This is a genomic window from Shewanella sp. SP2S2-6 (genome assembly GCF_031931965.1).
Taxonomy (GTDB): Bacteria; Pseudomonadota; Gammaproteobacteria; order Enterobacterales; family Shewanellaceae; genus Shewanella; species Shewanella baltica.
In genome coordinates this window covers 372,980-396,320 of sequence record NZ_JAUOEQ010000001.1, presented here as the reverse complement: position 1 = coordinate 396,320, position 23,341 = coordinate 372,980, and the positions used below count along the sequence as shown (strand labels likewise).

Annotated in this window: 22 protein-coding genes and 1 other annotated feature; of the genes, 18 read left to right on the top strand and 4 right to left on the bottom strand. The window is 45.1% G+C overall.

The genetic code is table 11. The features are described 5' to 3' along the window. Position 1: 1 nt before the first annotated feature. The 6 genes from rnc (at position 2) to Q4Q57_RS01715 (ending at position 4,357) form a co-directional block, all read left to right on the top strand. Positions 2-682 (top strand): ribonuclease III, encoded by a 681-nt coding sequence (gene rnc, locus Q4Q57_RS01740; RefSeq protein WP_300478021.1) that lies wholly within the window; start codon positions 2-4, stop codon positions 680-682. Further along, positions 679-1,695 carry a GTPase Era gene (gene era / locus Q4Q57_RS01735; protein WP_220776557.1) on the top strand — a complete coding sequence of 339 codons (1,017 nt, stop codon included), beginning with the start codon at positions 679-681 and terminating at the stop codon, positions 1,693-1,695. Before rnc ends, era begins: the two co-directional genes overlap by 4 nt. A 28-nt stretch (positions 1,696-1,723) precedes the next feature. Then, the gene (recO, locus tag Q4Q57_RS01730) at positions 1,724-2,434 is read left to right on the top strand and encodes a DNA repair protein RecO (protein WP_311889429.1); all 711 of its coding nucleotides are present in this window, start codon (positions 1,724-1,726) and stop codon (positions 2,432-2,434) included. Between the two features lie 70 nt (positions 2,435-2,504). Next, a complete protein-coding gene (gene pdxJ, locus Q4Q57_RS01725; RefSeq protein ID WP_259543805.1) occupies positions 2,505-3,242 on the top strand; it encodes a pyridoxine 5'-phosphate synthase in 738 nt (245 codons plus the stop codon). Further along, the gene (acpS, locus tag Q4Q57_RS01720; RefSeq protein WP_311889426.1) at positions 3,242-3,625 is read left to right on the top strand and encodes a holo-ACP synthase; all 384 of its coding nucleotides are present in this window, start codon (positions 3,242-3,244) and stop codon (positions 3,623-3,625) included. The genes pdxJ and acpS overlap by 1 nt, the downstream gene beginning before the upstream one ends. A gap of 210 nt (positions 3,626-3,835) precedes the next feature. Further along, positions 3,836-4,357, top strand: coding sequence for an Mpo1-like protein (locus tag Q4Q57_RS01715; protein WP_311889424.1), 522 nt, complete (start codon positions 3,836-3,838; stop codon positions 4,355-4,357). A gap of 100 nt (positions 4,358-4,457) precedes the next feature. Here the strand turns inward: Q4Q57_RS01715 and Q4Q57_RS01710 are convergent, their stop codons facing one another. Together Q4Q57_RS01710 and Q4Q57_RS01705 are read right to left on the bottom strand one after the other, a co-directional pair. Then, complete coding sequence (locus Q4Q57_RS01710; protein WP_006080785.1) at positions 4,458-5,732, bottom strand: HlyC/CorC family transporter; 1,275 nt, start codon at positions 5,730-5,732, stop codon at positions 4,458-4,460. Positions 5,733-5,831: 99 nt separating this feature from the next. Then, positions 5,832-6,620 carry a cytochrome c biogenesis protein CcsA gene (locus tag Q4Q57_RS01705; protein WP_311889422.1) on the bottom strand — a complete coding sequence of 263 codons (789 nt, stop codon included), beginning with the start codon at positions 6,618-6,620 and terminating at the stop codon, positions 5,832-5,834. 289 nt (positions 6,621-6,909) lie between these two features. Here Q4Q57_RS01705 and ffh point away from each other — a divergent pair, with 289 nt between their 5' ends. From ffh to Q4Q57_RS01650, 11 genes are all read left to right on the top strand, one after another. Beyond that, the gene (ffh, locus tag Q4Q57_RS01700; protein ID WP_311889421.1) at positions 6,910-8,283 is read left to right on the top strand and encodes a signal recognition particle protein; all 1,374 of its coding nucleotides are present in this window, start codon (positions 6,910-6,912) and stop codon (positions 8,281-8,283) included. Between the two features lie 218 nt (positions 8,284-8,501). Beyond that, positions 8,502-8,753, top strand: coding sequence for a 30S ribosomal protein S16 (rpsP, locus tag Q4Q57_RS01695; RefSeq protein WP_006080788.1), 252 nt, complete (start codon positions 8,502-8,504; stop codon positions 8,751-8,753). Positions 8,754-8,773: 20 nt separating this feature from the next. Next, positions 8,774-9,304, top strand: a complete 531-nt coding sequence (gene rimM / locus Q4Q57_RS01690) for a ribosome maturation factor RimM (protein WP_006080789.1) — start codon at positions 8,774-8,776, stop codon at positions 9,302-9,304. A gap of 15 nt (positions 9,305-9,319) precedes the next feature. Then, entirely contained in the window at positions 9,320-10,066 is a 747-nt protein-coding gene (gene trmD / locus Q4Q57_RS01685) for a tRNA (guanosine(37)-N1)-methyltransferase TrmD (protein ID WP_028760810.1), read from the top strand. Between the two features lie 34 nt (positions 10,067-10,100). After that, positions 10,101-10,454, top strand: coding sequence for a 50S ribosomal protein L19 (rplS, locus tag Q4Q57_RS01680; RefSeq protein ID WP_006080791.1), 354 nt, complete (start codon positions 10,101-10,103; stop codon positions 10,452-10,454). Positions 10,455-10,713: 259 nt separating this feature from the next. Further along, positions 10,714-11,805: a 3-deoxy-7-phosphoheptulonate synthase gene (locus Q4Q57_RS01675; RefSeq protein WP_311889405.1), complete on the top strand. Its 1,092-nt coding sequence runs from the start codon at positions 10,714-10,716 to the stop codon at positions 11,803-11,805. 26 nt (positions 11,806-11,831) lie between these two features. Continuing rightward, positions 11,832-12,971 carry a bifunctional chorismate mutase/prephenate dehydrogenase gene (gene tyrA, locus Q4Q57_RS01670; RefSeq protein ID WP_106649862.1) on the top strand — a complete coding sequence of 380 codons (1,140 nt, stop codon included), beginning with the start codon at positions 11,832-11,834 and terminating at the stop codon, positions 12,969-12,971. 216 nt (positions 12,972-13,187) lie between these two features. Beyond that, positions 13,188-14,852, top strand: coding sequence for a hydroxylamine reductase (gene hcp, locus Q4Q57_RS01665; RefSeq protein ID WP_311889404.1), 1,665 nt, complete (start codon positions 13,188-13,190; stop codon positions 14,850-14,852). A 132-nt stretch (positions 14,853-14,984) separates the two neighbouring features. Beyond that, positions 14,985-16,151: a hybrid-cluster NAD(P)-dependent oxidoreductase gene (locus tag Q4Q57_RS01660; protein WP_311889403.1), complete on the top strand. Its 1,167-nt coding sequence runs from the start codon at positions 14,985-14,987 to the stop codon at positions 16,149-16,151. Between the two features lie 162 nt (positions 16,152-16,313). Continuing rightward, a complete protein-coding gene (locus Q4Q57_RS01655; protein WP_006080796.1) occupies positions 16,314-16,649 on the top strand; it encodes a hypothetical protein in 336 nt (111 codons plus the stop codon). Positions 16,650-16,692: 43 nt separating this feature from the next. Then, positions 16,693-17,997, top strand: a complete 1,305-nt coding sequence (locus tag Q4Q57_RS01650; RefSeq protein WP_311889402.1) for a sodium:proton antiporter — start codon at positions 16,693-16,695, stop codon at positions 17,995-17,997. Between the two features lie 165 nt (positions 17,998-18,162). On the opposite strand, the gene Q4Q57_RS01645 is transcribed toward Q4Q57_RS01650, so the two are convergent. Both Q4Q57_RS01645 and hpf read right to left on the bottom strand, forming a co-directional pair. Beyond that, the gene (locus Q4Q57_RS01645) at positions 18,163-20,157 is read right to left on the bottom strand and encodes a chorismate mutase (protein WP_311889401.1); all 1,995 of its coding nucleotides are present in this window, start codon (positions 20,155-20,157) and stop codon (positions 18,163-18,165) included. A gap of 41 nt (positions 20,158-20,198) precedes the next feature. Continuing rightward, positions 20,199-20,315 (bottom strand) — a sequence feature (Phe leader region). Positions 20,316-21,966: 1,651 nt separating this feature from the next. Next, the gene (gene hpf, locus Q4Q57_RS01640; protein ID WP_006080799.1) at positions 21,967-22,323 is read right to left on the bottom strand and encodes a ribosome hibernation-promoting factor, HPF/YfiA family; all 357 of its coding nucleotides are present in this window, start codon (positions 22,321-22,323) and stop codon (positions 21,967-21,969) included. Positions 22,324-22,622: 299 nt separating this feature from the next. Between hpf and Q4Q57_RS01635 the strand changes: the two genes are divergently transcribed. Continuing rightward, complete coding sequence (locus Q4Q57_RS01635) at positions 22,623-23,315, top strand: cytochrome b/b6 domain-containing protein (RefSeq protein WP_107946843.1); 693 nt, start codon at positions 22,623-22,625, stop codon at positions 23,313-23,315. Positions 23,316-23,341 lie beyond the last annotated feature (26 nt).

Here is a 23,341-nt window from a genome sequence, read left to right as displayed (position 1 = left end):
CATGGAACCGATTAAAAATTTGCCACGTTTGTGTCGTACTTTAGGTTATGAGTTCGAGAATATTGAGCTGTTGACTCAAGCGCTGACCCACAGAAGTGCGGCAAATAAACACAATGAACGCTTAGAGTTTTTAGGTGATTCAATTTTATCTATTGTGATTTCTGATGCCTTATATCATCAGTTTCCGAAGGCGACCGAAGGCGATTTAAGCCGGATGCGCGCCACCTTAGTGCGCGGTGATACCTTAACTATCATCGCCCAAGAATTTAAGCTCGGCGATTATTTGTATCTCGGTCCTGGTGAATTAAAAAGTGGCGGATTTAGACGCGAGTCGATTCTTGCCGATGCGGTTGAAGCCATTATTGGCGCCGTTTACCTTGATTCCGATCTCGAAGTTTGCCGTGTATTACTGCTGAAATGGTATGCCGAACGTTTGGCAGAAATCCAACCTGGGATCAGCCAAAAAGACGCGAAAACCTTACTGCAAGAGCATTTACAAGGGTTTAAAAAGCCGCTGCCTGATTACCAAGTAATCAACATAGAAGGCGATGCCCACGATCAGACATTTACCGTTGAATGTCGTATTGAAGACTTGAGCCAAAGCGTCATTGGTGTGGCGAGTTCACGCCGTAAAGCCGAGCAAATCGCGGCCGCTCAAGTATTGGAGTTACTAAAGAAATGACCAAAAAAACAGACTTGTCAGGTATCGATGCTGCAAAAGCGGCAACTGAGCCGAGTTTAGATGAATTACTGGCAAGGATGAATGCGGCCGCGCCAACGCCGTCGGCCCATTACGATGTCACTTATTGCGGCATGGTAGCGATTATTGGTCGCCCTAACGTCGGTAAATCGACGTTAATCAACCGTTTGCTTGGCCAAAAGGTGAGTATTACTTCTAAAAAGCCGCAAACGACGCGCCACCGTATCATGGGTATTCATACCGATGGTCCTAAGCAAATCGTGTTCATCGATACACCGGGTTTGCACATAGAAGAGCAGCGGGCGATTAATCGCTTGATGAACCGTGCTGCGGCCAGTTCACTTGCTGATGTGTCTATGGTGATTTTTGTGGTTGATGGCATGACCTGGACCGCCGATGATGAAATGGTGCTCAGCAAATTACGTCGTGGCGGTGAAGAACGTCAGACGATTCTGGCGATCAACAAAGTCGATAATATCAAAGACAAAGAATCACTATTCCCATATTTGGAAGAAGTCGCCAAAAAATATCCTTTCGATGAAATTTTGCCGATTTCAGCCAGCAAGGGCACTAACGTCCAGCGCATTTTAGAGCTGGCAGCGGCATCGATTCCTGAGGGACCTTTCTTCTTCCCTGAAGATTATGTTACTGACCGTTCGCAACGTTTTATGGCGTCGGAAATTGTGCGTGAAAAACTGATGCGCTTCCTAGGTGATGAATTACCCTATGATGCCACGGTTGAGATCGAACAGTTTAAGATGATGGAAAATGGCGTTTATCAAATCAATGCCCTGATCCTCGTTGAGCGTGAAGGTCAAAAACGTATGGTGATCGGTAGCAAGGGCGAACGTATTCGCACTATTGCGACTCAAGCCCGCTTAGACATGGAAACCTTGTTTGATAATAAAGTCTTCCTTGAAGTGTGGGTGAAAGTGAAATCTGGTTGGGCCGATGATGAACGCGCCCTACGTAGCTTAGGTTACGGCGACGATTAAGCATTAATTCCAGCGAGCGCGCTTACCGATGAAACGTGGTTACGTTTTACATCATCGCCCATATCGAGAGTCCAGTGTCTTAGTTAACCTCTTAGTTGACGGCATTGGACGGGTCGATGTGGTTGCCCGAACCGGCAGCGGTAAGCGCTCTATCAAGAGTATTCTCCAGCCCTTTCAACCGCTGATCTTCGAATTTAGCGGTAAGTCTGAATTAAAAACCTTAACTCAAGTCGAAGCCGCTGCACCTGCTGTGCCTCTATCGGGCCAAAGTTTATTTGCTGGCATGTATATCAATGAGTTATTGGTTCGCACTTTGTCTGTGCAGCACAATGCTGAAGAGTTATTCCTCATTTATCATCAAGCCTTAGTCGGCCTTGCAGCGAAGTTTTGTCAATCCCAACTGCGCTATATTGAACTCGCCCTGCTGCGGGAAGTAGGTTTTATGCCTTCGCTTAGCCGCGATACTCAGGGTGAACCACTCGTTGCTGAAGATTATTACCAGCTCGTGCCTGAGTTAGGCTTTCAATTTGTGCTCAACTCCCGTGCTCGCAACGCCTATCAAGGTGCTATGTTGACGGCACTTAACGATAATCAACTCGCTGACGTGCATTTTTTGAGCGCTAAGTTATTGATGCGCTCCCTGTTAAAGCCATTACTTGGGACTAAACCTTTGCTGAGTCGACAATTGTTTGTCAGCGCTGCCACGCCAACCAAGATTGATGGGAATAATTCGCCCTAGCTCCTGTTTTTTTGTGTAAGCCTAAGTACAATAAGCCGCAATATCAGCGTTCAACATTAAGGAGTTCCCGATGAGCCGTATCTTATTGGGCGTGAATATCGACCATATTGCTACCCTGCGTCAGGCGCGTGGCACCAGTTATCCTGATCCTGTGCATGCCGCCGCCGTTGCTGAACATGCGGGCGCCGATGGTATCACTATCCATTTGCGTGAAGACAGACGCCATATCATAGACCGCGATGTATATCTGCTGGCGAAAACCTTAAAAACCCGCATGAATTTCGAATGTGCTGTTACCGAAGAAATGCTTAACATCGCCTGTGACATTAAGCCGACCTATGTTTGTTTAGTGCCAGAAAAACGTCAAGAAGTCACCACTGAAGGCGGTTTAGATGTGGCGGGGCAGTTAGATAAAATCACTGCTGCGGTTACTCGTTTAGCCGCTGAGGGCATTCAAGTTTCCTTATTTATTGATGCCGATAAAACCCAAATCGATGCCGCTGTTGCCTCTGGCGCACCGCTTATCGAAATCCACACTGGCTGTTATGCCGATGCGAAAACGGAAGCACAAGAAGCCACTGAGTTAGCGCGTATTAGCGAAATGGCCAAATACGCCCATGGCAAAGGTTTAGTGGTTAACGCGGGTCATGGTCTGCATTATCACAACGTGAAACCGATTGCGGCGATTCCTGAGTTATATGAACTCAATATCGGTCATGCGATTGTCGCCCGTGCCGCGATTGACGGTTTAGCGACAGCAGTGAAAGACATGAAAGTGTTAATGCTTGAAGGTCGTCGAGGCGAATAATGGCGATTGTTGGCCTAGGCACAGATATCGTCGAGATTGAGCGTATTCAGGCGCATGTGGCGCGCGCAGGCGACAAGCTGGCGAAACGTGTGCTGACCGAGGCTGAGTTGACCATTTATACTGGCCATAGTCAGCCAAGCCGTTATCTTGCCAAGCGTTTTGCCGCAAAAGAAGCTGCAGCCAAAGCGCTCGGTACGGGCATTGGCCGCGGCGTGTCGTTTCAGCATATTCACATTGGCAACAATGAGGATGGTGCGCCGACGATTCACTTTACCGAGGGGGCGCTTACGCGCTTACAGCAGCTTAAAGCGACGGTTGGGCATATCTCTATTGCCGATGAAAAATCCTATGCGATTGCGACGGTAATCATAGAGTCTCAATAAACCCGAGTTTTGTGTCTGTCGGCGGTAAAAAAGGAACCTCAGGGTTCCTTTTTTCATTTCTGGATGGATATCAAAATAAGTACTAAACAAGTAAATGCAACAATTCGTTTACTTTTGCTGTTCAGCTTAATTGTTTTGCGCTAGTTTATGGCTTGCGCACCTCGCAATTTGGCGCAGGTAAAAGCAGGGGAAAATGAAGAGGAATCCGACATGAAATCCGCCGCAGAGCAGTTATCGACCTACAAAAGTGTGCATTTAAATCAGCGTAATATTCAGACCCATTTTATTGGTATCCCACTGATTATTTGGTCTGCTTTCTTGTTGCTGGCCACTGTACGTATTCCGCTTGGCAGTCTGGGTGAGACCAGTTTAGCCGTGATTGTCGGCGTGTTAGTGTCGGCCTACTATGTCCGTTTACACTTAAGGCTCTCAATGGGGCTGATCTTATTTATGGTTCCTGTACTGCTCACAACTGAATGGGCGGCGCATATTGCCGGTGCCACTTGGCTTGCCCTAGGGGTATTTGTGGTGGGCTGGGTGTTCCAGTTAATTGGCCATAAATATGAAAAAGCCAAGCCTGCCTTTGTAGATGATTTGAATCAGTTATTAATTGGGCCATTCTTCTTGATGGCGGAAGTGTATTTTATGTTGGGCCTAGAAAAGGCGCTCAATGCCCAGATAACGCCGATGGCGATTGAAAAGCGTCGCGCATTGGAGGCGAAAAAGATTTAACTCGTTACATCACTTGGGAAAAGTATTGCTCGGGGGAGCAGTCGGCCGAACGACATTTTAGTATGTGGTTCGGCCGATTTTTTATGGGGCAAATCGAAAGCTAAGCTCTGGGCGGGTGATAGTGCAGCGGTATGATTCGCACAGTTTTAATCATATTTTCTGCTACATCGATGATCTCTAAGGGATAACCGGCTAAACGTAAACTGGTGTTGGCAGATGGGATTTCCTCTAGGTATTCTAGGATCAGACCGTTGAGGGTTTTAGGGCCGTCGGTCGGGAAGTTCCACTTCATTTCTTTATTCAAATCGCGAATGGTAATGCTGGCATCGACTAAGTAACTGCCATCTTGCTGCACTTTGATATCTTCACTCGGCGTGGTTAACATTGAAGTAGTAAAGTCGCCGACAATCTCTTCGAGAATATCTTCGAGCGTCACTAGACCTTGAATATCGCCATATTCATCAACCACTAAGCCGATGCGCTCTTTGTTCTGTTGAAAGTTAGCCAGTTGCACATTGAGTGGTGTACCTTCAGGCACAAAATAGAGCTCTTTCACTGCGCGCAGCAGAGATGACTTACTAAATTGCTCTTTCGATTGTAATCGCAGGGCATCGCGCAAATGAATAAAGCCCACCGCATCGTCAACTGTGTCGCGATACACTAACACTCGGGTGTGTGGACTTTGGATGACCTGCCGATTGATGACCTTAAACTCGTCATTGACGTTAATCCCGTAGATATCTGAGCGCGGCACCATAATGTCTTCAACGGTGACTTTCTCTAAATCTAGGATAGATAACAGCATTTCTTGGTGACGTTGGGGGATAAGTGCCCCAGCTTCATGTACGACAGTGCGCAACTCTTCTTGGCTTAACGCATCGCTACTATTGACGGTTTTAATTCCCATTAAACGTAAAAAGCCTGACGTGATGAGGTTTACGCCTTTCACGAAGGGCGCTAATAGGATCAACAACCAGCGCAGCAGTATGCTGGAGGGGAAGGCGATACGTTCGGGATTGAGTGCGGCGATGGTTTTGGGGGTGACTTCAGCAAATACCAATACAACGAGTGTCAGCACACCGGTAGCGATGGCGACACCTAAGTCCCCCCAGAGGCGCATACCAATAATAGTGGCGATAGCCGATGCTAAAATATTGACTAAGTTATTGCCGATTAAGATCAAACCAATCAAACGGTCAGGACGCTCAAGCAACTTCAAAGCTCTAATCGCCCCTTTATGGCCATTGCTGGCTAAGTGGCGTAGACGGTAACGGTTGAGTGTCATCATGGCGGTTTCTGAGCCTGAGAAATAGGCAGAGAATAGGATAAGCACTAGTAAAACGATCAGGAGTGCGCTTGTCGATATAGCGTCCAAAAAAGGCTCCAATATGGCCAGTAAACTTAAGTAAATACCGACATTTAAAAAAAGTGTCAAGTCGGCAGCGGCATTAACTGCCTTTGCCGACTTAAATGTTTAGTTGAGGATTAACTCTTTGACAATGCGCGCGCCAAAATAAGCGAGCGAAAGTAAGGTGGCGCCAGTCAAAGTGTAAATGACTGCGGTACGAATTTTACAGCCGACCCAATACTGTTGCCACAACATAGTAATGTATACAAACCAAGCTATTATCGACAGGATAGCCTTATGACCTTTGCCATCGGCGAACATGTCTTCAAGAAAGATAAAGCCGGTTGCGAGTGATAAACTGAGCAAGATAACGCCGATAATCACTAAATGATAAAGTTGTTTCTCAACTGTCATCAGTGGCGGAATGCCTGGGCTCAGCATAAATTGTTTTTTCTTCAGCTTATTTTGGATCATCGCCAGTTGTATCGCATACAGGGCGGCTATCATCAGGGCACTGTAGGCCATGAGTGACAATACGACGTGGGCTAATACTTCAGGATAAAGCTCAAAATGCGTGATGAACTTAGGCGGTAATAACCAGAGCAGGGCCACCGAGAGCACAGAGCAGGCGTAAACCACGGGCACTACGACGATCACCTTCAGCCTGAACATCAACACTGTAAAAGTAAAGGCGATAATCCAGTTCACTAAGGAAATCACGTTCGTCAGGCTAAAGTTTTGCCCATCAGTGGTGAAAATCACTTGGGATAATGCAGCAGCATGCAGAATGACCGCAATGGCTGCTATGCCTGCGACGGCGCGGCGATTCGGACCGTCGGGGTGGAACAATCGACTCGTCACTAGTACCAATGCAATGCAATAAAAAAACATGGCTGAGGCAGAAAAGATGACCATGGGTAATTAACCTATTTGTGTAGTTAAAGGTGCCTTATAAACGGGGCATACAGATCAATATTTTCCCTAGAATAACATGAGCTGTCGGCAAATGGGCAGTGACATGAGTTGCAAAATTTAGCAGATTCTTATTGTTAGGGTTAAATAGTGTGTTAACGACAATAAAACATGACTCAGCGCAAGTAAAACACTTAACCACAATCAAGATGGGTGCAGCAGTAGCATAATGCGCATGCATCGTTATAATACAGCCCATCAATCGAGATTCTTAAAGGTATAGAACAGGACGATGTTTGAGAACCTAACCGACAGACTGTCACGCACACTGAAAAATATCAGTGGCCGTGGTCGCTTAACTGAAGAAAACGTTAAGGAAACCCTGCGCGAAGTGCGTATGGCACTGCTGGAGGCCGATGTTGCCCTGCCTGTGGTGCGCGAATTCGTTAATAATGTAAAAGAACGTGCCGTTGGCCAAGAAGTCTCTAAAAGCTTAAGCCCTGGTCAAGCCTTCATTAAGATAGTTCAAAGTGAACTTGAAAAATCCATGGGCGAGGCGAATGAAGCCTTAGATTTAGCCACTCAGCCGCCTGCTGTGATCATGATGGCGGGTTTGCAAGGTGCGGGTAAAACCACCAGTGTGGCCAAACTGGGTAAATTTTTACGCGAACGCCATAAAAAATCGGTATTGGTGGTTAGTGCCGACGTTTACCGCCCAGCGGCGATTAAACAGCTTGAGACATTAGCGCAAGAAGTCGCTGTGGAGTTTTTCCCATCGGACGTTAGCCAAAAGCCAATCGACATTGCGAAAGCGGCGATTGCCCACGCTAAATTAAAGTTCATCGATGTGGTGATCCTCGATACCGCGGGTCGTCTGCACGTCGACGAAGCCATGATGGACGAGATCAAAGGCTTACACTCTGCGGTCAAGCCTATTGAGACCTTGTTCGTTGTGGATGCTATGACAGGTCAAGATGCGGCGAACACGGCTAAGGCGTTTAACGAAGCTTTGCCACTGACAGGGGTTATCTTAACCAAAGTCGATGGTGATGCACGTGGTGGTGCTGCGTTATCGATTCGCCATATTACCGGCAAGCCAATTAAATTCCTCGGTGTCGGTGAAAAAACCGATGCGTTAGAACCGTTCCATCCCGATCGTATTGCTTCGCGTATTTTGGGTATGGGCGATGTGTTATCGCTGATCGAAGAAGTTGAGCGCGGCGTCGATAAAGAAAAGGCCATGAAACTGGCTTCGAAAGTGAAGCAGGGTGGCAGTTTCGATTTAGAAGATTTCCGTGAGCAGTTACAGCAAATGAAAAACATGGGCGGCATGATGAATATGCTGGAAAAACTGCCCGGTGTAGGTCAATTGCCCCCAGAAGCCTTAGCGCAAATCCAAGACGGCAAAATGACAGGCCAAATGGAAGCCATCATTAATTCGATGACGTCCAAAGAGCGTAAGAACCCTGATTTAATCAAGGGCTCACGCAAGCGTCGTATTGCTGCGGGTTCTGGCACGCAAATCCAAGACGTAAACCGTTTATTGAAACAGTTTACGCAGATGCAAAAGATGATGAAAAAAATGTCTGCTAAGGGCGGCATGCAAAAAATGATGCGCGGAATGCGTGGCATGATGCCGCCTGGAATGAAATTTCCAGGTCGTTAATCGGACATTTTTAGTTAAACCTAGCACTTTATCAGTCGGTTGACTCTGGTAACAATGAACCGCTAACGAAGGACGCAGGCGTAATAATCGCCATCTTTGGTTGCATTAGTTGGAAACTCAGGTAAAATCTTCCGGCTTTCTATCTGGGACTCTTCGCGAACACGGGGTTCCAGTTTTTATTTTTGCTTCAAAGCAAATCATTAGAGGATTGAAAACGCATGGTTACCATTCGTTTAGCTCGTGGCGGCGCAAAAAAGCGTCCATTTTACAACATCGTTGTTGCTGATAGCCGTAACGCTCGTGACGGTCGTTTCATTGAGCGTGTAGGTTTCTTCAACCCATTGGCCCGTGGCCAAGAAGAAACATTACGTTTAGACCTAGCTCGCGTTGAGCACTGGGTTTCTAACGGTGCAGCTGCTACAGAACGCGTAGCAAAATTGATCAAAGACGCTCGTAAAGCAACTGCTTAATAGCGTTAAGGTATAGATTGATGAGCAGTAACCAACAGCCAGTCGTACTGGGGAAATTAGGCTCCTGTCATGGCATTAAAGGTTGGCTGAAAATCACCGCCTATACCGATTCTGTTGAAGGTATCTTTGACTACTCGCCTTGGCTTATTAAAGAAAATGGTGAGTGGCGCGAAATAAAGGTCACCCAGTGGCGTTATCAAGGCAAGGCCGTTGTTGCCTTACTTGATGGCGTAGAAACACGGGAGCAAGCGCAAATGCTCACAAATTGTGAGATTGCGATTTTGCCGGAACAGATGAACGATTTGCCAGCAGATGAATTCTACTGGCGTGATCTCATCGGTTGCGAAGTGGTCAATACAACTGGCTATAACATGGGAATTGTCGATCAGATCGTGGAAACAGGATCGAACGACGTATTACTCGTTAAAGCCAACGCTAAAGATAGTTTCGGCAAAGTGGAACGTATGATCCCCTTTGTCCCTGAGCAGTTCATCAAAACGGTGGACCTGCAAGGTAAACAGATTTTAGTGGATTGGGATCCTGACTTCTAAGTCGAGGTACAACAGATGTGGTTAGGGGTAATAACCCTGTTCCCAGAGATGTTCCGTGCCGTGACAGACTTTGGAGTTACGGGTCGAGCCGTGAAAAACGGCCTGCTCGAGTTGCACACGTGGAATCCCCGTGATTTCACCCATGATAGACATAATACGGTAGATGACAGGCCTTACGGCGGTGGTCCCGGAATGTTGATGATGGTGCAACCCTTGCGTGATGCCATTCATGCAGCGAAAGCCGCAGCGGGTGAAGGTGCGAAGGTGATTTACTTGTCACCTCAAGGACGCAAGCTGGATCAGCAAGGCGTCACTGAGTTGGCTCAATCATCACGTTTGATTTTGGTCTGTGGTCGATACGAAGGTATTGATGAACGCATCATTCAAACGGAAGTGGATGAAGAGTGGTCGATAGGTGATTACGTGCTTTCGGGCGGCGAATTACCGGCGATGACTCTGATAGATTCAGTATCGAGATTGGTTCCTGGCGTGCTAGGAAAACAAGCTTCGGCGGAGCAAGATTCTTTCTCCGACGGTTTACTGGATTGTCCACATTACACTCGCCCTGAAAGCCTAGATGGTCTTGACGTACCAGCAGTGCTGCTAAGTGGCAACCACGAACAAATTAGACTCTGGCGTTTACAGCAAAGCCTTGGTAGGACTTTACTGAGACGGCCAGAATTATTGCAAAATCTAGCTCTGACTGACGAACAAACGACTCTATTAGCGCAGTTCGTTGAAGCAATGAACAAGCATGCTTAGTCGTAGCTCAGTTAATTCTAGAACGGAGTAAGTTATGAACAACATCATTAAAATGCTCAACGATGAGCAAATGAAACAAGACGTACCTGCGTTTGGTGCTGGTGATACAGTAGTCGTTCAGGTTCGTGTTAAAGAAGGCGATAAAGAGCGGTTACAGGCTTTTGAAGGCGTTGTAATTGCTAAGCGTAACCGTGGTCTGCACTCTGCATTCACAGTACGTAAAATCTCTAATGGCGAAGGTGTTGAGCGTGCTTTCCAAACGCACAGCCCACTGATCGCTAGCATTGAAGTTAAGCGTCGTGGCCGCGTTCGTCGCGCCAAACTGTACTATCTGCGTGATCGTTCAGGTAAATCTGCACGTATCCGTGAGAAGCTGGCAACTAAGTAATAGTTACCGCTACAGAAAAAAAGACGTAGTGTTCGCACAGAAAACCGCCCTAGTGGCGGTTTTTTGTTGCTGTTTTTTGAGTATTTATACTTGATCTAATGGGAATGAACAGGCATAGTGGTCGCCTGATTGTAATGGTGTAGCATTACGAAAGTACATTGCGATGGGTTTACGCTATTTTTATCCGAAATGAATGCCCAAGCTGACTTGAAGTCCTGCTTCGACAACTGGGTTAAACACTAAGTCTTAGGTGGTAAGCATGCAACAAGATACGATTAACAACGTACACATTAGTTCAGAGAAAGTTTTAATCACGCCGCAAGAGCTTAAAAATGCCTTGCCACTCTCTGAGCATGCTTATCGTTATATTCTTAATGCTCGCAAAACCGTGGCTGATATCGTCCACAAGCGCGACAATCGAGTATTGATCGTCACTGGCCCTTGCTCTATCCATGATATCGCCGCCGCAAAAGAATACGCTTTAAGGCTTAAAACTCTGCACGATGAACTCAGTGATGAGTTTTACATCTTAATGCGAGTCTACTTTGAAAAGCCGCGTACTACAGTAGGTTGGAAAGGCATGATCAACGATCCCGATATGGATGAATCCTTCGATGTCGAAAAAGGCCTGAAAATGGCCCGTGAGCTGATGATTTGGTTGGCCGAATTAGGGCTACCAGTCGCCACTGAAGCGCTTGATCCTATCAGTCCTCAGTACATTTCTGAGCTAGTGACCTGGTCAGCCATTGGCGCTCGCACTACTGAATCGCAAACCCATAGGGAAATGGCATCGGGTCTGTCTATGCCGGTGGGCTTTAAAAATGGCACCGATGGTAAGCTCGATGTGGCGATTAATGCGCTAAAATCGGCAGCCAGCAGTCACAGATTTATGGGCATAAACCAGCAGGGCCAAGTGGCGTTATTGCAAACCGCGGGTAACCCTGATGGTCATGTGATTTTACGCGGCGGCGCAACACCCAACTACGATGCTAAGAGCGTTGCTGAGTGTGAGGCGCAGTTACACAAAGCTAAACTGAATGCACGTTTGATCATCGATTGCAGCCATGGCAATTCATCCAAAGACTACAGCCGCCAAAAGCCTGTGTGTGAAGATGTGTTCGAGCAGATTTATAACGGCAATAAATCGATCATCGGCGTTATGCTAGAAAGCCATTTAAATGAAGGCAATCAAAGCTGTGATAAGCCATTAAGCGAGCTAGCTTATGGTGTATCTGTGACAGATTCCTGTATTAACTGGGAAAAAACAGAAACCATTTTACGTGACGGCGCGGCGAAGTTATCTTCAATACTTCCAACGCGTTTCGATATGCTTAAAGTAGCTAATGCGTAAATTGCTACAGCTTAATGGACTCAAGTATGAATGAAAAAACAACGGCCGAATTAGAACATCTTCGTGGCCTGATTGATGGTGTCGATCAGCAATTATTGCATTTACTGCGTAAGCGCTTGGATCTCGTAGCGCAAGTGGGCACAGTGAAACACGGCGCCGGTTTACCGATTTATGCACCGCAGCGTGAAGCCGCCATGCTCGCTAAACGCCGCGAAGAAGCGAAAAACATGGGGATTGCGCCGCAATTAATTGAGGATATTTTACGCCGCTTGATGCGTGAGTCTTATCTCAATGAAAAAGATGTTGGCTTTAAGCAGGTTAAAAAAGATTTAGGATCTGTGGTGATTATCGGCGGTAAAGGGCAACTCGGTGGACTATTTTCACAAATGCTGACCCTATCAGGCTACCAAGTGGAGTTGCTTGATAAAGACGATTGGCAGCAAGCAGATAGCTTATTTGCCGATGCGGGAATGGTGTTAGTGACTGTGCCGATTGCGATTACTTGCGAGCTTATTCGTGAAAAGCTGAGCCAATTACCGGCAGACTGCATTCTGGCAGATTTGACCTCCATTAAGACTGAGCCGGTTAACGCTATGCTTGAGGCGCATTCTGGTCCGGTTGTAGGTTTTCATCCTATGTTTGGTCCCGATGTGGGCAGTCTGGCGAAGCAAGTCGTGGTGGTGTGCCACGGACGTGAGCCTGATAAATACCAATGGTTACTCGAGCAGATCGCAATATGGGGCGCGCGGATTGTCGAAGCAGAGCCTGAACGTCACGACAGTGCGATGCAGTTAGTGCAGGCAATGCGTCACTTTTCGACCTTTGTGTATGGTTTGAATCTGTGCAAGGAAGAGGCAGATATTGATACTTTACTGCAATTTAGCTCGCCTATTTACCGCTTAGAATTGGCTATGGTAGGGCGATTATTCGCCCAAAGCCCAGAGCTTTACGCCGATATTATTTTTGCTCAGCAAGATAGCCAACATGCAATCGGCGATTACTTAGATAACTACCGTGAAGCGTTGGAGCTGCTAAAACGCGGTGACAGGGACGAGTTTATTAAGCAGTTCCAAACCGTCGCTAAATGGTTTGGGGATTTTGCTCCCCAATTTCAGCGTGAAAGTCGTATTATGCTGCAATCGGTAAATGATATGAAAACCAATTAATAAATAACAAGTTACTTTTTAAAACGCCCATCATTGATGGGCGTTTTTTTATGAGATTTTGGCAGGTTTGATTGCTTATATTAGCGATCACTTAAAGTGATCTTTCTCTAACATTTAGCATCTCATTCTAAAAATGACTGTCGCTTATGGTGCGTTTAGGTAGACTAGTTTTAAACATGTAAAAATAAAGCATGAATTTAAATTAGGAGTCTATCCATGTTCTGTATTCAGTGTGAGCAAACCATTCGTACACCCGCTGGCAATGGTTGTAGTTATTCCCAAGGTATGTGCGGCAAGTTGGCGGCAACGTCTGATCTGCAAGATTTGTTGATTTATATGCTGCAAGGCGTGTCTGTGTATGCGGTTAAAGCCCGCGAGCTGGGCATTATCGATGCTGAAATTGATAGTTTTGTGCCTAAAGCCTTTTTCGCGACCCTCACCAACGTAAATTTCGATGACGAGCGCATTATGGCCTATACCCAGCAGGCGGCTCATTATCGTGCTCAGTTAAAAGCTTCTTACGAAGCGGCTTGTGAACAAGCGGGTATTGCCGTTGAGCAAGTGCCGCAAGTCGCTCAGTTAGTGCTGGGGACCAGTAAGATTGAAATGCTAGCGCAGGCACCGATTGCACTGCTGAATAAAGATAAGCATGACGTTCATGAAGACATCATGGGGTTAAGACTATTGTGCTTGTATGGCCTTAAGGGCGCGGCTGCTTATATGGAACATGCTCGCGTGTTGGGACAGACTGATGCCGATGTTGCAGGGCGCTTCCATGAAATCATGTCTTTCTTAGGTGAGCCGAGTGTCGATGGCGATAAACTATTTACCACTGCGATGGATATTGGTCAGTTGAACTACCGCATAATGGCCATGCTGGATGCGGGTGAAACTCAGGCCTTTGGTCATCCAGAGCCAACAGTTGTGAATACTAAGTCCGTTAAGGGCAAGGCAATTTTAGTCTCTGGTCATGATATGAAGGATTTAGAGCTTATCCTTGAGCAGACAGTCGGTAAGGGCATCAATGTGTTTACCCACGGCGAAATGTTGCCCGCACTGGCGTATCCTGCCTTTAAAAAATACCCACAGCTTGTCGGTAATTACGGCAGTGCTTGGCAGAATCAACAGCAAGAATTTGCCAATTTCCCTGGCGCTGTGGTGATGACGTCCAATTGTATTATCGACCCCAATGTTGGCAGTTATAGCGATCGTATCTTTACTCGTAGCATAGTGGGTTGGCCTGGTGTGGTGCATATCGAAGGCGATGATTTCTCGGCTGTGATTGATAAAGCGTTAGCATTAGAAGGCTTTATCTACGATGAAATCCCCCACACTATCACCATTGGTTTTGCCCATAATGCCTTGATGGCGGCAGCGCCAGCTGTGGTTGAAAATGTAAAAAGTGGCGCGATTAAACACTTCTTCCTCGTTGGCGGCTGCGATGGTGACAAGGCCGACAGAAGCTACTTTACTGAACTTGCTAAATCCACACCTAAGGATTCAATAATCCTGACGCTAGGCTGCGGTAAGTACAAATTCAATAAGCTCGAATTTGGTGATATTAACGGTATCCCACGCTTGCTCGATGTGGGCCAGTGTAACGATGCCTATTCAGCTATTCAGTTAGCGATTGCGTTAGCTGAAGTATTCGAATGTGATATCAATGAATTACCATTGAGTTTAGTGCTCTCTTGGTTCGAACAAAAAGCCATTGTGGTGTTACTGACACTGTTGTCACTCGGTGTGAAAAACATTCGCACAGGCCCAACACCACCTGCATTTTTAACCGCCAATCTCGCCAAAATTTTGGAGGAGAAGTTTGGCTTACGCAATACCACCACAGTTGAGGCCGATTTAAAGACCATGTTGAACGTGGCGTAAATCAGTCGGTGCTCATTGCTGAAGTCCTCTGAATATTGTGGCTTAAATCAGCAATGAGTGGTTGCTTAACTGCGGTTTTAATTTCGGATTTTCCGAGGGTTAAAACCGCAGTGTGTTGCAGGTAAAAATGTAATGAATGCGATAAATTTGAGTGTGATGGCAGGGGCGAAAGCGCTCCATAAACCCAAAAGTGTTAACCCAGTAGACGGTGGGCCAGCGCAAATCGGAGCAGGGCTAAGTGAGCTGGTGTGCGTTGAACGCTGGAATGAAACTATCGATGTGGTGAGTTTTCGTTTTCAGGTGGGCGAGCCGATGAAGTTTGACTATAAGCCCGGCCAGTTTATGACCTTTGTGCTCGATATTAACGGCGAGCAAGTGTGCCGCAGTTATACCTTGTCGTCATCACCATCGAGACCCTATTCCTTGATGGTGACGATTAAGCGTGTGGCGGGTGGACTGGTGTCTAATTATCTTATTGATCACTTGCAGCCAGGCCAGCGTGTGCGCGTACTGCAACCGACGGGGCAATTTAACTTAGTTGATATCTCTGCGCAGAAATATTTGTTTTTGAGTGCCGGTTGCGGCATTACGCCCATGTATTCGATGTCGCGTTATCTAACTGACACTCAAATTGATGCCGATATTGCCTTTGTGCACAGCGCGCGCTCAGACGCTGATATCATTTTTAAATCGTCATTGGAGACGATGGCGAACCGCTTTAATGCGTTTAAGCTCAGTTATGCGCTGGAGTCGGCGGCAGCATCACTTTTATTCTCCCCAAAGATAAGTTTTGATATAGGGCGATTAACTGCACAGATGCTGCAAACCTTAGTGCCTGATGTTGCTGAGCGAACGGTGTATCTCTGCGGGCCTGAGCCTTATATGCAGGCAGTAAAAGCGTTATTGGCCGAACTCAACTTTGATATGAGTCGGTTGCACCATGAGAGTTTTGCCACCGCAGAGAAAGCCGCACGTAATCAGCTCATGCAAGCAAAGTCGTCTGAAACAGATGAAAATCCGCAAGCAGGGGCTTTTACTTTTCCTTTTTTTAACTTAGCCATTGGCGATCGCAGCACAAGGCTAACACAAGGGCAGAGTTTACTTGAGGGAATCGAGTCTGAAGGATTACCGATTATTGCGGCTTGTCGTTCGGGCGTGTGCGGTGCGTGTAAGTGTCAAGTCTTGGAGGGAGAAACCACATCAACGAGTGTGATGACGCTGAGTTCTGCGGAAATTGACGCGGGGTTTGTGCTGGCGTGCTCTACAACGTTAACGTCCGATGTGAGACTAAAACTCTAGCGCGCTGATTAGTGATAGTTATATAGGGCTTATCATGCTTATTCTTAAATGGATGGAAATATTTCTAATCCTTAGTTGCGCTTATCTCAGTGAGAACGTAAGGTTAATGACAAGGGCGTATGATGTTTGCGCCCAGTCCATTAGTCTGGCTGGAGTCTCTCAATGACAATGACAACCACTTATGCCGCAAAAATTGAAGACCGTTCTCTTGGGCATTTGTTGTACGCCTTGATGTCGGGCTTTCCCTTATTATTACTTCCCGTGCTGCTAAGTTTGTTCATTAATGTTTCCCAACGTCAATCCCATGGAAACCCATTATTGGCGTCGCATTTGCGTTGGCAACGGCATTCTAATGTTGCCTTTCTTGGCTTGTTAGTGCTTGGCTATTGCGTGCCGTTAACTTGGCTCAGTCTTTCGATTTATCTTTTTGGGATCATTTGGTTTTGCCACAGGATCATTAAAGGGTGGTTAAGTCTATTGGATGGTTTAGAAATCTAAACTTGTGCTAGAGTCTCTAAATTGATGATATTTAGAGGCTCTTATGTCCAGTTACCAAATTCTGTGTATCCTCTGCGCCTTGGCGCTAGTCACTTCGGTTGTCTCTTCACGCGTCCATAAATTGCAGGAAACTGTGGCCATTACGGCTATCGCCTTAGGTATGAGTTTGTTATTACTCCTAGGGGGAAAGGCCTTAGGCGGACATGTTTATCTGTATTTTGTATCAGGCTTAGAGAAGCTCGATTTTCAAGCCTTGCTGCTCAATGGCATGTTAGGTTTTTTACTCTTTGCCGGCGCATTGCAGATCCGTTTAAAAATACTGAGGCATCAGAAGTGGGAGATTTTAATCCTCGCCTTTGTCAGCACTTTATTATCGACCTTTATCATAGGTGGACTGTTATTTTGGGTCGCGCCTATGTTGGGTCTACCGCTACAACTCAGCCACTGCTTGCTGTTTGGCGCCTTGATTTCGCCAACCGACCCCATCGCCGTTTTGGCTACCTTAAAGAAAATGGGCGCACCGGAAGATATTGCTATCCAAGTGGAAGGTGAATCTTTATTTAACGATGGCATAGGGTTAGTTATTTTTGTGGCGATATCGCAATTATCCTTCTCCACTGAACCGCTGACGTTTGTCCATATCTCTGAGTTATTTATTCGTGAGGCGGTAGGCGGGGTTATTTATGGTGGCGTTCTTGGTTTTCTGCTACATCATTTTTTCCGCTATTGCGAGGAAGAAACGCAATTGATGTTGGTCACTTTGCTGATCCCAACCGCGGGCTATGTGATGGCGGAAGTGTTTGGGGTTTCTGGGCCTTTAGCTATGGTGAGTGCAGGTATCATCATAGGTAATTTCAGTGTGCCTAAGTTTTTTGCCCGCCACGAGCGAGTGAAGTTACTGACATTTTGGTCGCTGATTGAATCCTTCTTTAATGCATTACTCTTCCTACTGCTCGGCTTACTGCTTTTGTTAGTCACTTTTAAAGCGCCGTTGTGGTGGTTTATGTTTGTGGCGATTCCATTGGTATTATTGGCGCGTGCCGTGAGCGTGTTATTACCTTATTTGGGCTTTAGGTTGTTTAAGTCTTACAACCCCTATGCAGAGACGATTCTGATTTGGGGTGGTTTAAGGGGAGGATTAGCACTCGCGATGGCGATGAGTTTACCTGAGGGGATTGTAATCGATGCTATTGGTGGTGTGGAGCTGCGGGAGTTGTTGTTAGTGATGACCTATGCCGTCGTCGTATTTTCGATTCTAGTGCAGGGCTCTACTATGACAGGGCTTATCCGCAGGAGTAATGCGGTTACCGAACCATCGAGGGCTGTTGGCTCTTCTGAAAATGCATAAAGGATGACTGGGCAGCGATAGTAAACAATATTAAGCCTGCTAGTCATCACGCTGACTTGCAGGCTTATTTCAGTCAATCAGGGATAAAAGAAGTCTCATTTATCCCTGAATACACTTCGAACTAACCACATTTCAGTTAAGATTAAATCACTCAAGATCAAAGCTTTAGTTAGCCCGATATAATTCCCGCACTACAGCGCTAATTAAGTTAAGCGACTCATGGTCATCATGGCTATCGAGTGGACAATTGAGTATCAATCCATCTACTTTAAGCTGCTTAATACCTTGGGTTTGAACCAGTAGGGCATCATCTGATACGGCATAGCTAGGGTTGATCAAAATGGGCAAATGACTCGTGGCTTTAATCTGGATCAGGCTCGCCAAATCGAGTGAGGATAGATTGGCGTTATTTAAGGTTCTAATGCCAGAGTCACACAGGATCAGTTGCTGATTACCTTGGCTTAAGATCACTTCTGTTGCCGTGAGTAATTCTTCAAAACTTGCCATATCGTTACGTTCAAGTATTAAAGGTACAGGTAAGGTGCCAGCATGGATGAGTAAGGTTTGATTAAACATTTGCTTACCCGCCAAGAACAGCATATCGGCGTGCTGAACGGCTAATGGCATATCGGCTTCTTGCTCTATGGCAATAATGCACACTAGACCATATTGGTGCAGGATTTGACGCAGTTTAGCTAGGGTCACTTCCGCCATAGCCACTTGATTAACGCTATTGAGCAGAACCGCTTGGAATCCTGCTTCTTTAAGCTGTTTCACTTGCTGCTCGAAAGCCGATAACGCTAAGTGTGAAATATCATTATTCAGTGTGATTTGCGCTATGGCACCGACATGCCCGGCACCGATTGTCATTGCACCGCAGTTGATCTCACTAGCTTGCTCTTTATAGGCTTTGCTATATCGAACAGGGCTGGTATTTGCTCCATTCTCGCTGATGACTTGATCCTTAGAGGTGCTAGGTTCAATCAGTAACTGGCTGTTGCTCAGCTGCGTGGGCTTGACTGTTTCACAAGGATAACAGCCTAATACTTTGATAAAACGAGTGATCCGCTCAAGTTGCTTTAAACCCGCCTGCATAGATTCACTGGAGATATTCGCGTCGATATCCAAATAAAACATCTCTTCCCAAGGTGTTCCTGGGATCGGGCGTGACTCTAGTTTGCTCATGTTTAACTGATGCGCCTTCAGAACCAGCAGAGCTTCCACTAAAGCACCGGCTTTTTGGCCCGTCGCCATAATCAATGTGGTCTTAGCGGGTAACTGCTCTGGCACGGCGACGGCTTTACGGGCAACAACGATAAAGCGGCTTTGGTTGATCTTCTGATTCGCTAAGCCCGCTTCTATAGACTCTAGCTGATAGAGTGCACCACCTTCGGCGCTACCAATTGCTGCAGCGCTGTTATCTGGGCTTTGATTCACCTTGTCCATCGCTTCTGCGCTGCTTGAGCAGTACTCCAGTCTCAAGTCTTTGTGCTGACTTAAATATCTGCTGCATTGGCTAATAGGCTGAGGGTGGGCATAGACAGTTTTGATGTCAGCTAATTTACTGCCAGCTTTGCCTAGTAGGCAATGGCTGACTTCAATCGTCGTTTCACCAACGATCGATAGACTGGTGTGCTGCAGTACATCATAGACTTCGTTGATTGAACCCGAGGAAGTGTTCTCAATCGGCAGGAAACCATAATCAGCATGCCCAGACTCAACGGCTTGCACTATTTCGTCGAAACTTTGGCAACCTAAGTCCAGCATTTCAACTTGGCGGCGTTGGCAATAGCGGGTTGCTGCGAGATAAGAGTAAGAGCCTCGTGCACCGAGGTAGGCGATACAATACTGCTGTTTTTGTGTTTCTGGGTTGGCACGGCCGTGAAGGTAAGCTTGTTGATTCAATACTGAATCTTCAATGATACTTTGGTAAAGGGAGATAACATAGTGGGCATCTAATCCCTTTTCTCTGCCTTCTTTCACCAGTCTAGCGAGCAGTTCTTTTTCCCTTTGAGTATCTCTGATGGGTCTGACATCCACTTCTTTACTACGGGCCACTTCTAGACTTAAGCGACGGCGCTCTGCGAGTAATGCCAGCAGTTCATTATCCAGATTGGTGATCTGCTCTCGGGTTTGATTTAAAGGCTGTGGTGTATGCATTCTGACCTCAATTGCCGCCATGTATTTTATCAATCGTTTAAGACAAAAAAGCCTCCCAGTTGGGAGGCTTTGGATTTTTACTTTCGTTATTACACAGTAAATCCGCCTCCTAGAGTGGGGGTGTAAAAAAGAAAGTAAAAAAAGCTGCTGTTATCATTTTCATGGTCTTAAAACTAAAGGGCTAGGGCTTAGCTGTCAATCAAAACTTTCTCACAGACAGCCTAAAAAGAAAGCGCACCCGAGGGTGCGCTGGTTTGAGTATGAATATATGGTCAAGCGAGTTTATCCTCCTTATGGTCAGTTTGGGACAAGGTAAAACACTCGTTTATCTTACATTTACGTGTAACAGTAAAACGTTAACAACTCACTAGATAACGACTTGCATTTACAATGAACATTAACAAGTACTTTATACGGCATAGTGTATAACATTGAAACTATGCTTTTTGAGTACCAGCGAACTTACGTTGACATGTCTTGCACTTATATTTTAACAATTAACACTTACATGGTTCTATAACATTAAAAACTAAAACTAAAACTAACATTTAAAATAAACGATTTACGGCTCATTAGTTGTACTAGGTACATATTGCTGTAAAAACAGCTTAGCCTTGTCATGCGTTTATGTCTTGCTACTTACGTTATTACTTTTTACTTTAAAACCTAACGTGTTAATACTTGGAGCGTATAACAAACTCTCATTTACTGTTATTGCATTTTTCGTCAAGTCTAGATGCCCTCCTTTTTAGTTGATAATTAAAAATTATTTAAGGTGTCTATAAAATATCAAAACTCAACTAACGGTAAAAGTTAACACATTACATAAAAATATTTATACGATTTACAGTTTTTACTATACAAATAACACTAAGTAAACTAATAACTTTTAATAAAACCAACGTATTGCACTTACATTAAACACTTACATTAAACACTTACATTAAATCACACGCTAAAAACGCTAACTAATATATCAGTGTAAATATGACTCTCTTCATCTAACAAAACGTGACCGTTGTTACCTCATTTGTCTCAGTGTTTAGCACACATTGGTGCCGACCCGTTTTATAATAAGCACTTTTTGTTATGTAGCTTTTGCTAATGTGACTTTTGTTTATTTTTACCTGGGCCTCCATTGTGGATATAAAAAATTGGATAGTTAAAGGTTTCGCTAATGTACTCGTTGCGCTGTACTCGGCTCCTTATGTTTACTCTGGTATTGAGCAATGCCGCCTGTTTCTAGTGGTCATCCTGTTATTCGGTCAAAATTGAGCACTACTTTAGTGAATGCCAACATACTTGATTGTAACTAATATCAACAATATCAATATTATCAAATTGTTCGCTTTGCGTTGCCTCCTTTCCTAACTTACTATTGAAAGTGGAACCTAGTTGAAAGTATAACGTTGAGCTTTTGAACGTGAAAATTATAAGTAAAATTAATCATTAACAACAAATTTTAGAACTTAAAACCCTTTGAGCTTAAAATCTTAGTACTTAAAACTATATGGGTTGGATTGGTCGTGCTCCTTAGTTATATCCAGTAACGTTATTTATAAATAATATCTTTTAATCAATATATGTAAATGAAAAATTAAAGTAAATCAACATTTGAAACGATTTAAATTCGCACCACTTCGATTCTTGCTGTCACTTTGTAAAGTGTAGTAGGTATTTAGTCAAACGAACTGTTTTTTTCATCATTAAAATGATTGCACTAAGCTTTTGTAAAAACTGTGATCTGATTAAATATTTCTACTTTATTGCTCTCAAAGTGATGCGTTTCTCGCACTCACTAAACTTAAATTATGCCGCATCTTCCTCCTCGTACTCGTCGTCAACTTCAACAATATTATTAGTCGGTGTTAATGATGTGGAACGTTGTGCTTCCGGTTTGTGTGTTATGCGATTGAGCTGCTTCTCTAATTTTTGGCCCATAGCGTTAATCGCAGTATATAAATTTTCATGTTTTGCTTGAGCGAAGAGTTCTCCATTTGGGATGCCAACCGATGCTTCAATTTTGAAACCAGGTTTCTCCTCCGTAATGATTACATGGGGATTTATCATTTGCACATCATGCCTTGAAAGTTTTTCGAAACGGCTTTCAATACGTTCGCGAATAGGAGATGTGACTTCAAGTTGCTTGCTAGTAATCTTTAGCATATTTCGAACCTTCTGTTGTTTCCTTGGATTTCAGATTACCAAGGTCTGCACTATAAAACGAGATCTAGATCACATTTTTGTGCCAGTTAGTTACTGTTCGTTGGATATTTGATCACTTAGACAAATATCAATAATTCCTGGCCAAAAAGCCTTGTATTGCCTGCTAAATCGGGTCATATTCGATGGGATAACTCCGCAGTCTTTGCCCTTATTTACTTATATTTACTTTAAGTTTCATCCTAAATCCCGATAAAATACCTCAACTTATTTCATTCGTTCACTTTGAGTTTGCCCATTTTATGAATATTGAACACGTTAAGATTAAGGTCTGGGATTTACCCACGCGAATTTTCCATTGGGGCATGGTGTGTCTGTTGGCACTTTTATGGTGGAGTGCTGACGCTGGCGAAATGCAGTGGCATCAAATTTTTGCTTATAGTTTGCTGATCCTCATTGGATTTAGGATCCTTTGGGGGATCATTGGTAGCGATACGGCAAGGTTTAGCCACTTTGTTCATCACCCTAAGGTTGTGCTCGACTACTTGAAAGCAATCAAAACTAAGGGAATGTCCGTTGTGCTGGGGCACAATCCTATTGGTGGCTACATGGTTGTCGCACTGATTGGGATCATTAGCCTGCAATTAGTCACAGGCCTTTTTGCGACTGATGATATTTTTACCGAAGGTCCGCTCTATAGTTATGTCAGTTCAGATACCAGTGGGTTTTTGACTTGGCTACATAAGATGAACTTTAACCTTATCCTAGCGCTGAGTGCCATTCATGTACTGGCAGTGGTTATCCATGCTATCAAGGGCGATAAGTTAGTTGGTGCTATGCTCAGTGGCTACAAGAAGGTCTCTAAGGTGGCACTGTCATCAAGCGTGAATCGTGATCTTACATTCAAGTCAGAGTGGCTTGCCTTAGTGCTGCTGGCTGTATTAGCGGCTGTGGTCTTTGTGTATTTAATGTGGCCGATAGTGCAAGTGCTATAGTTTTACGCAGAGTGTTTGAGTAACAA

Excerpts from the sequence above, each read along its gene's own strand:
- rnc (WP_300478021.1), top strand. The coding sequence starts at position 2 with ATGGAACCGATTAAAAATTTGCCACGTTTGTGTCGTACTTTAGGTTAT.
- era (WP_220776557.1), top strand. The coding sequence starts at position 679 with ATGACCAAAAAAACAGACTTGTCAGGTATCGATGCTGCAAAAGCGGCA.
- recO (WP_311889429.1), top strand. The coding sequence starts at position 1,724 with ATGAAACGTGGTTACGTTTTACATCATCGCCCATATCGAGAGTCCAGT.
- pdxJ (WP_259543805.1), top strand. The coding sequence starts at position 2,505 with ATGAGCCGTATCTTATTGGGCGTGAATATCGACCATATTGCTACCCTG.
- acpS (WP_311889426.1), top strand. The coding sequence starts at position 3,242 with ATGGCGATTGTTGGCCTAGGCACAGATATCGTCGAGATTGAGCGTATT.
- Q4Q57_RS01715 (WP_311889424.1), top strand. The coding sequence starts at position 3,836 with ATGAAATCCGCCGCAGAGCAGTTATCGACCTACAAAAGTGTGCATTTA.
- Q4Q57_RS01705 (WP_311889422.1), bottom strand. The coding sequence starts at position 6,620 with ATGGTCATCTTTTCTGCCTCAGCCATGTTTTTTTATTGCATTGCATTG.
- ffh (WP_311889421.1), top strand. The coding sequence starts at position 6,910 with ATGTTTGAGAACCTAACCGACAGACTGTCACGCACACTGAAAAATATC.
- rpsP (WP_006080788.1), top strand. The coding sequence starts at position 8,502 with ATGGTTACCATTCGTTTAGCTCGTGGCGGCGCAAAAAAGCGTCCATTT.
- rimM (WP_006080789.1), top strand. The coding sequence starts at position 8,774 with ATGAGCAGTAACCAACAGCCAGTCGTACTGGGGAAATTAGGCTCCTGT.
- trmD (WP_028760810.1), top strand. The coding sequence starts at position 9,320 with ATGTGGTTAGGGGTAATAACCCTGTTCCCAGAGATGTTCCGTGCCGTG.
- rplS (WP_006080791.1), top strand. The coding sequence starts at position 10,101 with ATGAACAACATCATTAAAATGCTCAACGATGAGCAAATGAAACAAGAC.
- Q4Q57_RS01675 (WP_311889405.1), top strand. The coding sequence starts at position 10,714 with ATGCAACAAGATACGATTAACAACGTACACATTAGTTCAGAGAAAGTT.
- tyrA (WP_106649862.1), top strand. The coding sequence starts at position 11,832 with ATGAATGAAAAAACAACGGCCGAATTAGAACATCTTCGTGGCCTGATT.
- hcp (WP_311889404.1), top strand. The coding sequence starts at position 13,188 with ATGTTCTGTATTCAGTGTGAGCAAACCATTCGTACACCCGCTGGCAAT.
- Q4Q57_RS01660 (WP_311889403.1), top strand. The coding sequence starts at position 14,985 with ATGAATGCGATAAATTTGAGTGTGATGGCAGGGGCGAAAGCGCTCCAT.
- Q4Q57_RS01655 (WP_006080796.1), top strand. The coding sequence starts at position 16,314 with ATGACAATGACAACCACTTATGCCGCAAAAATTGAAGACCGTTCTCTT.
- Q4Q57_RS01650 (WP_311889402.1), top strand. The coding sequence starts at position 16,693 with ATGTCCAGTTACCAAATTCTGTGTATCCTCTGCGCCTTGGCGCTAGTC.
- Q4Q57_RS01645 (WP_311889401.1), bottom strand. The coding sequence starts at position 20,157 with ATGCATACACCACAGCCTTTAAATCAAACCCGAGAGCAGATCACCAAT.
- hpf (WP_006080799.1), bottom strand. The coding sequence starts at position 22,323 with ATGCTAAAGATTACTAGCAAGCAACTTGAAGTCACATCTCCTATTCGC.
- Q4Q57_RS01635 (WP_107946843.1), top strand. The coding sequence starts at position 22,623 with ATGAATATTGAACACGTTAAGATTAAGGTCTGGGATTTACCCACGCGA.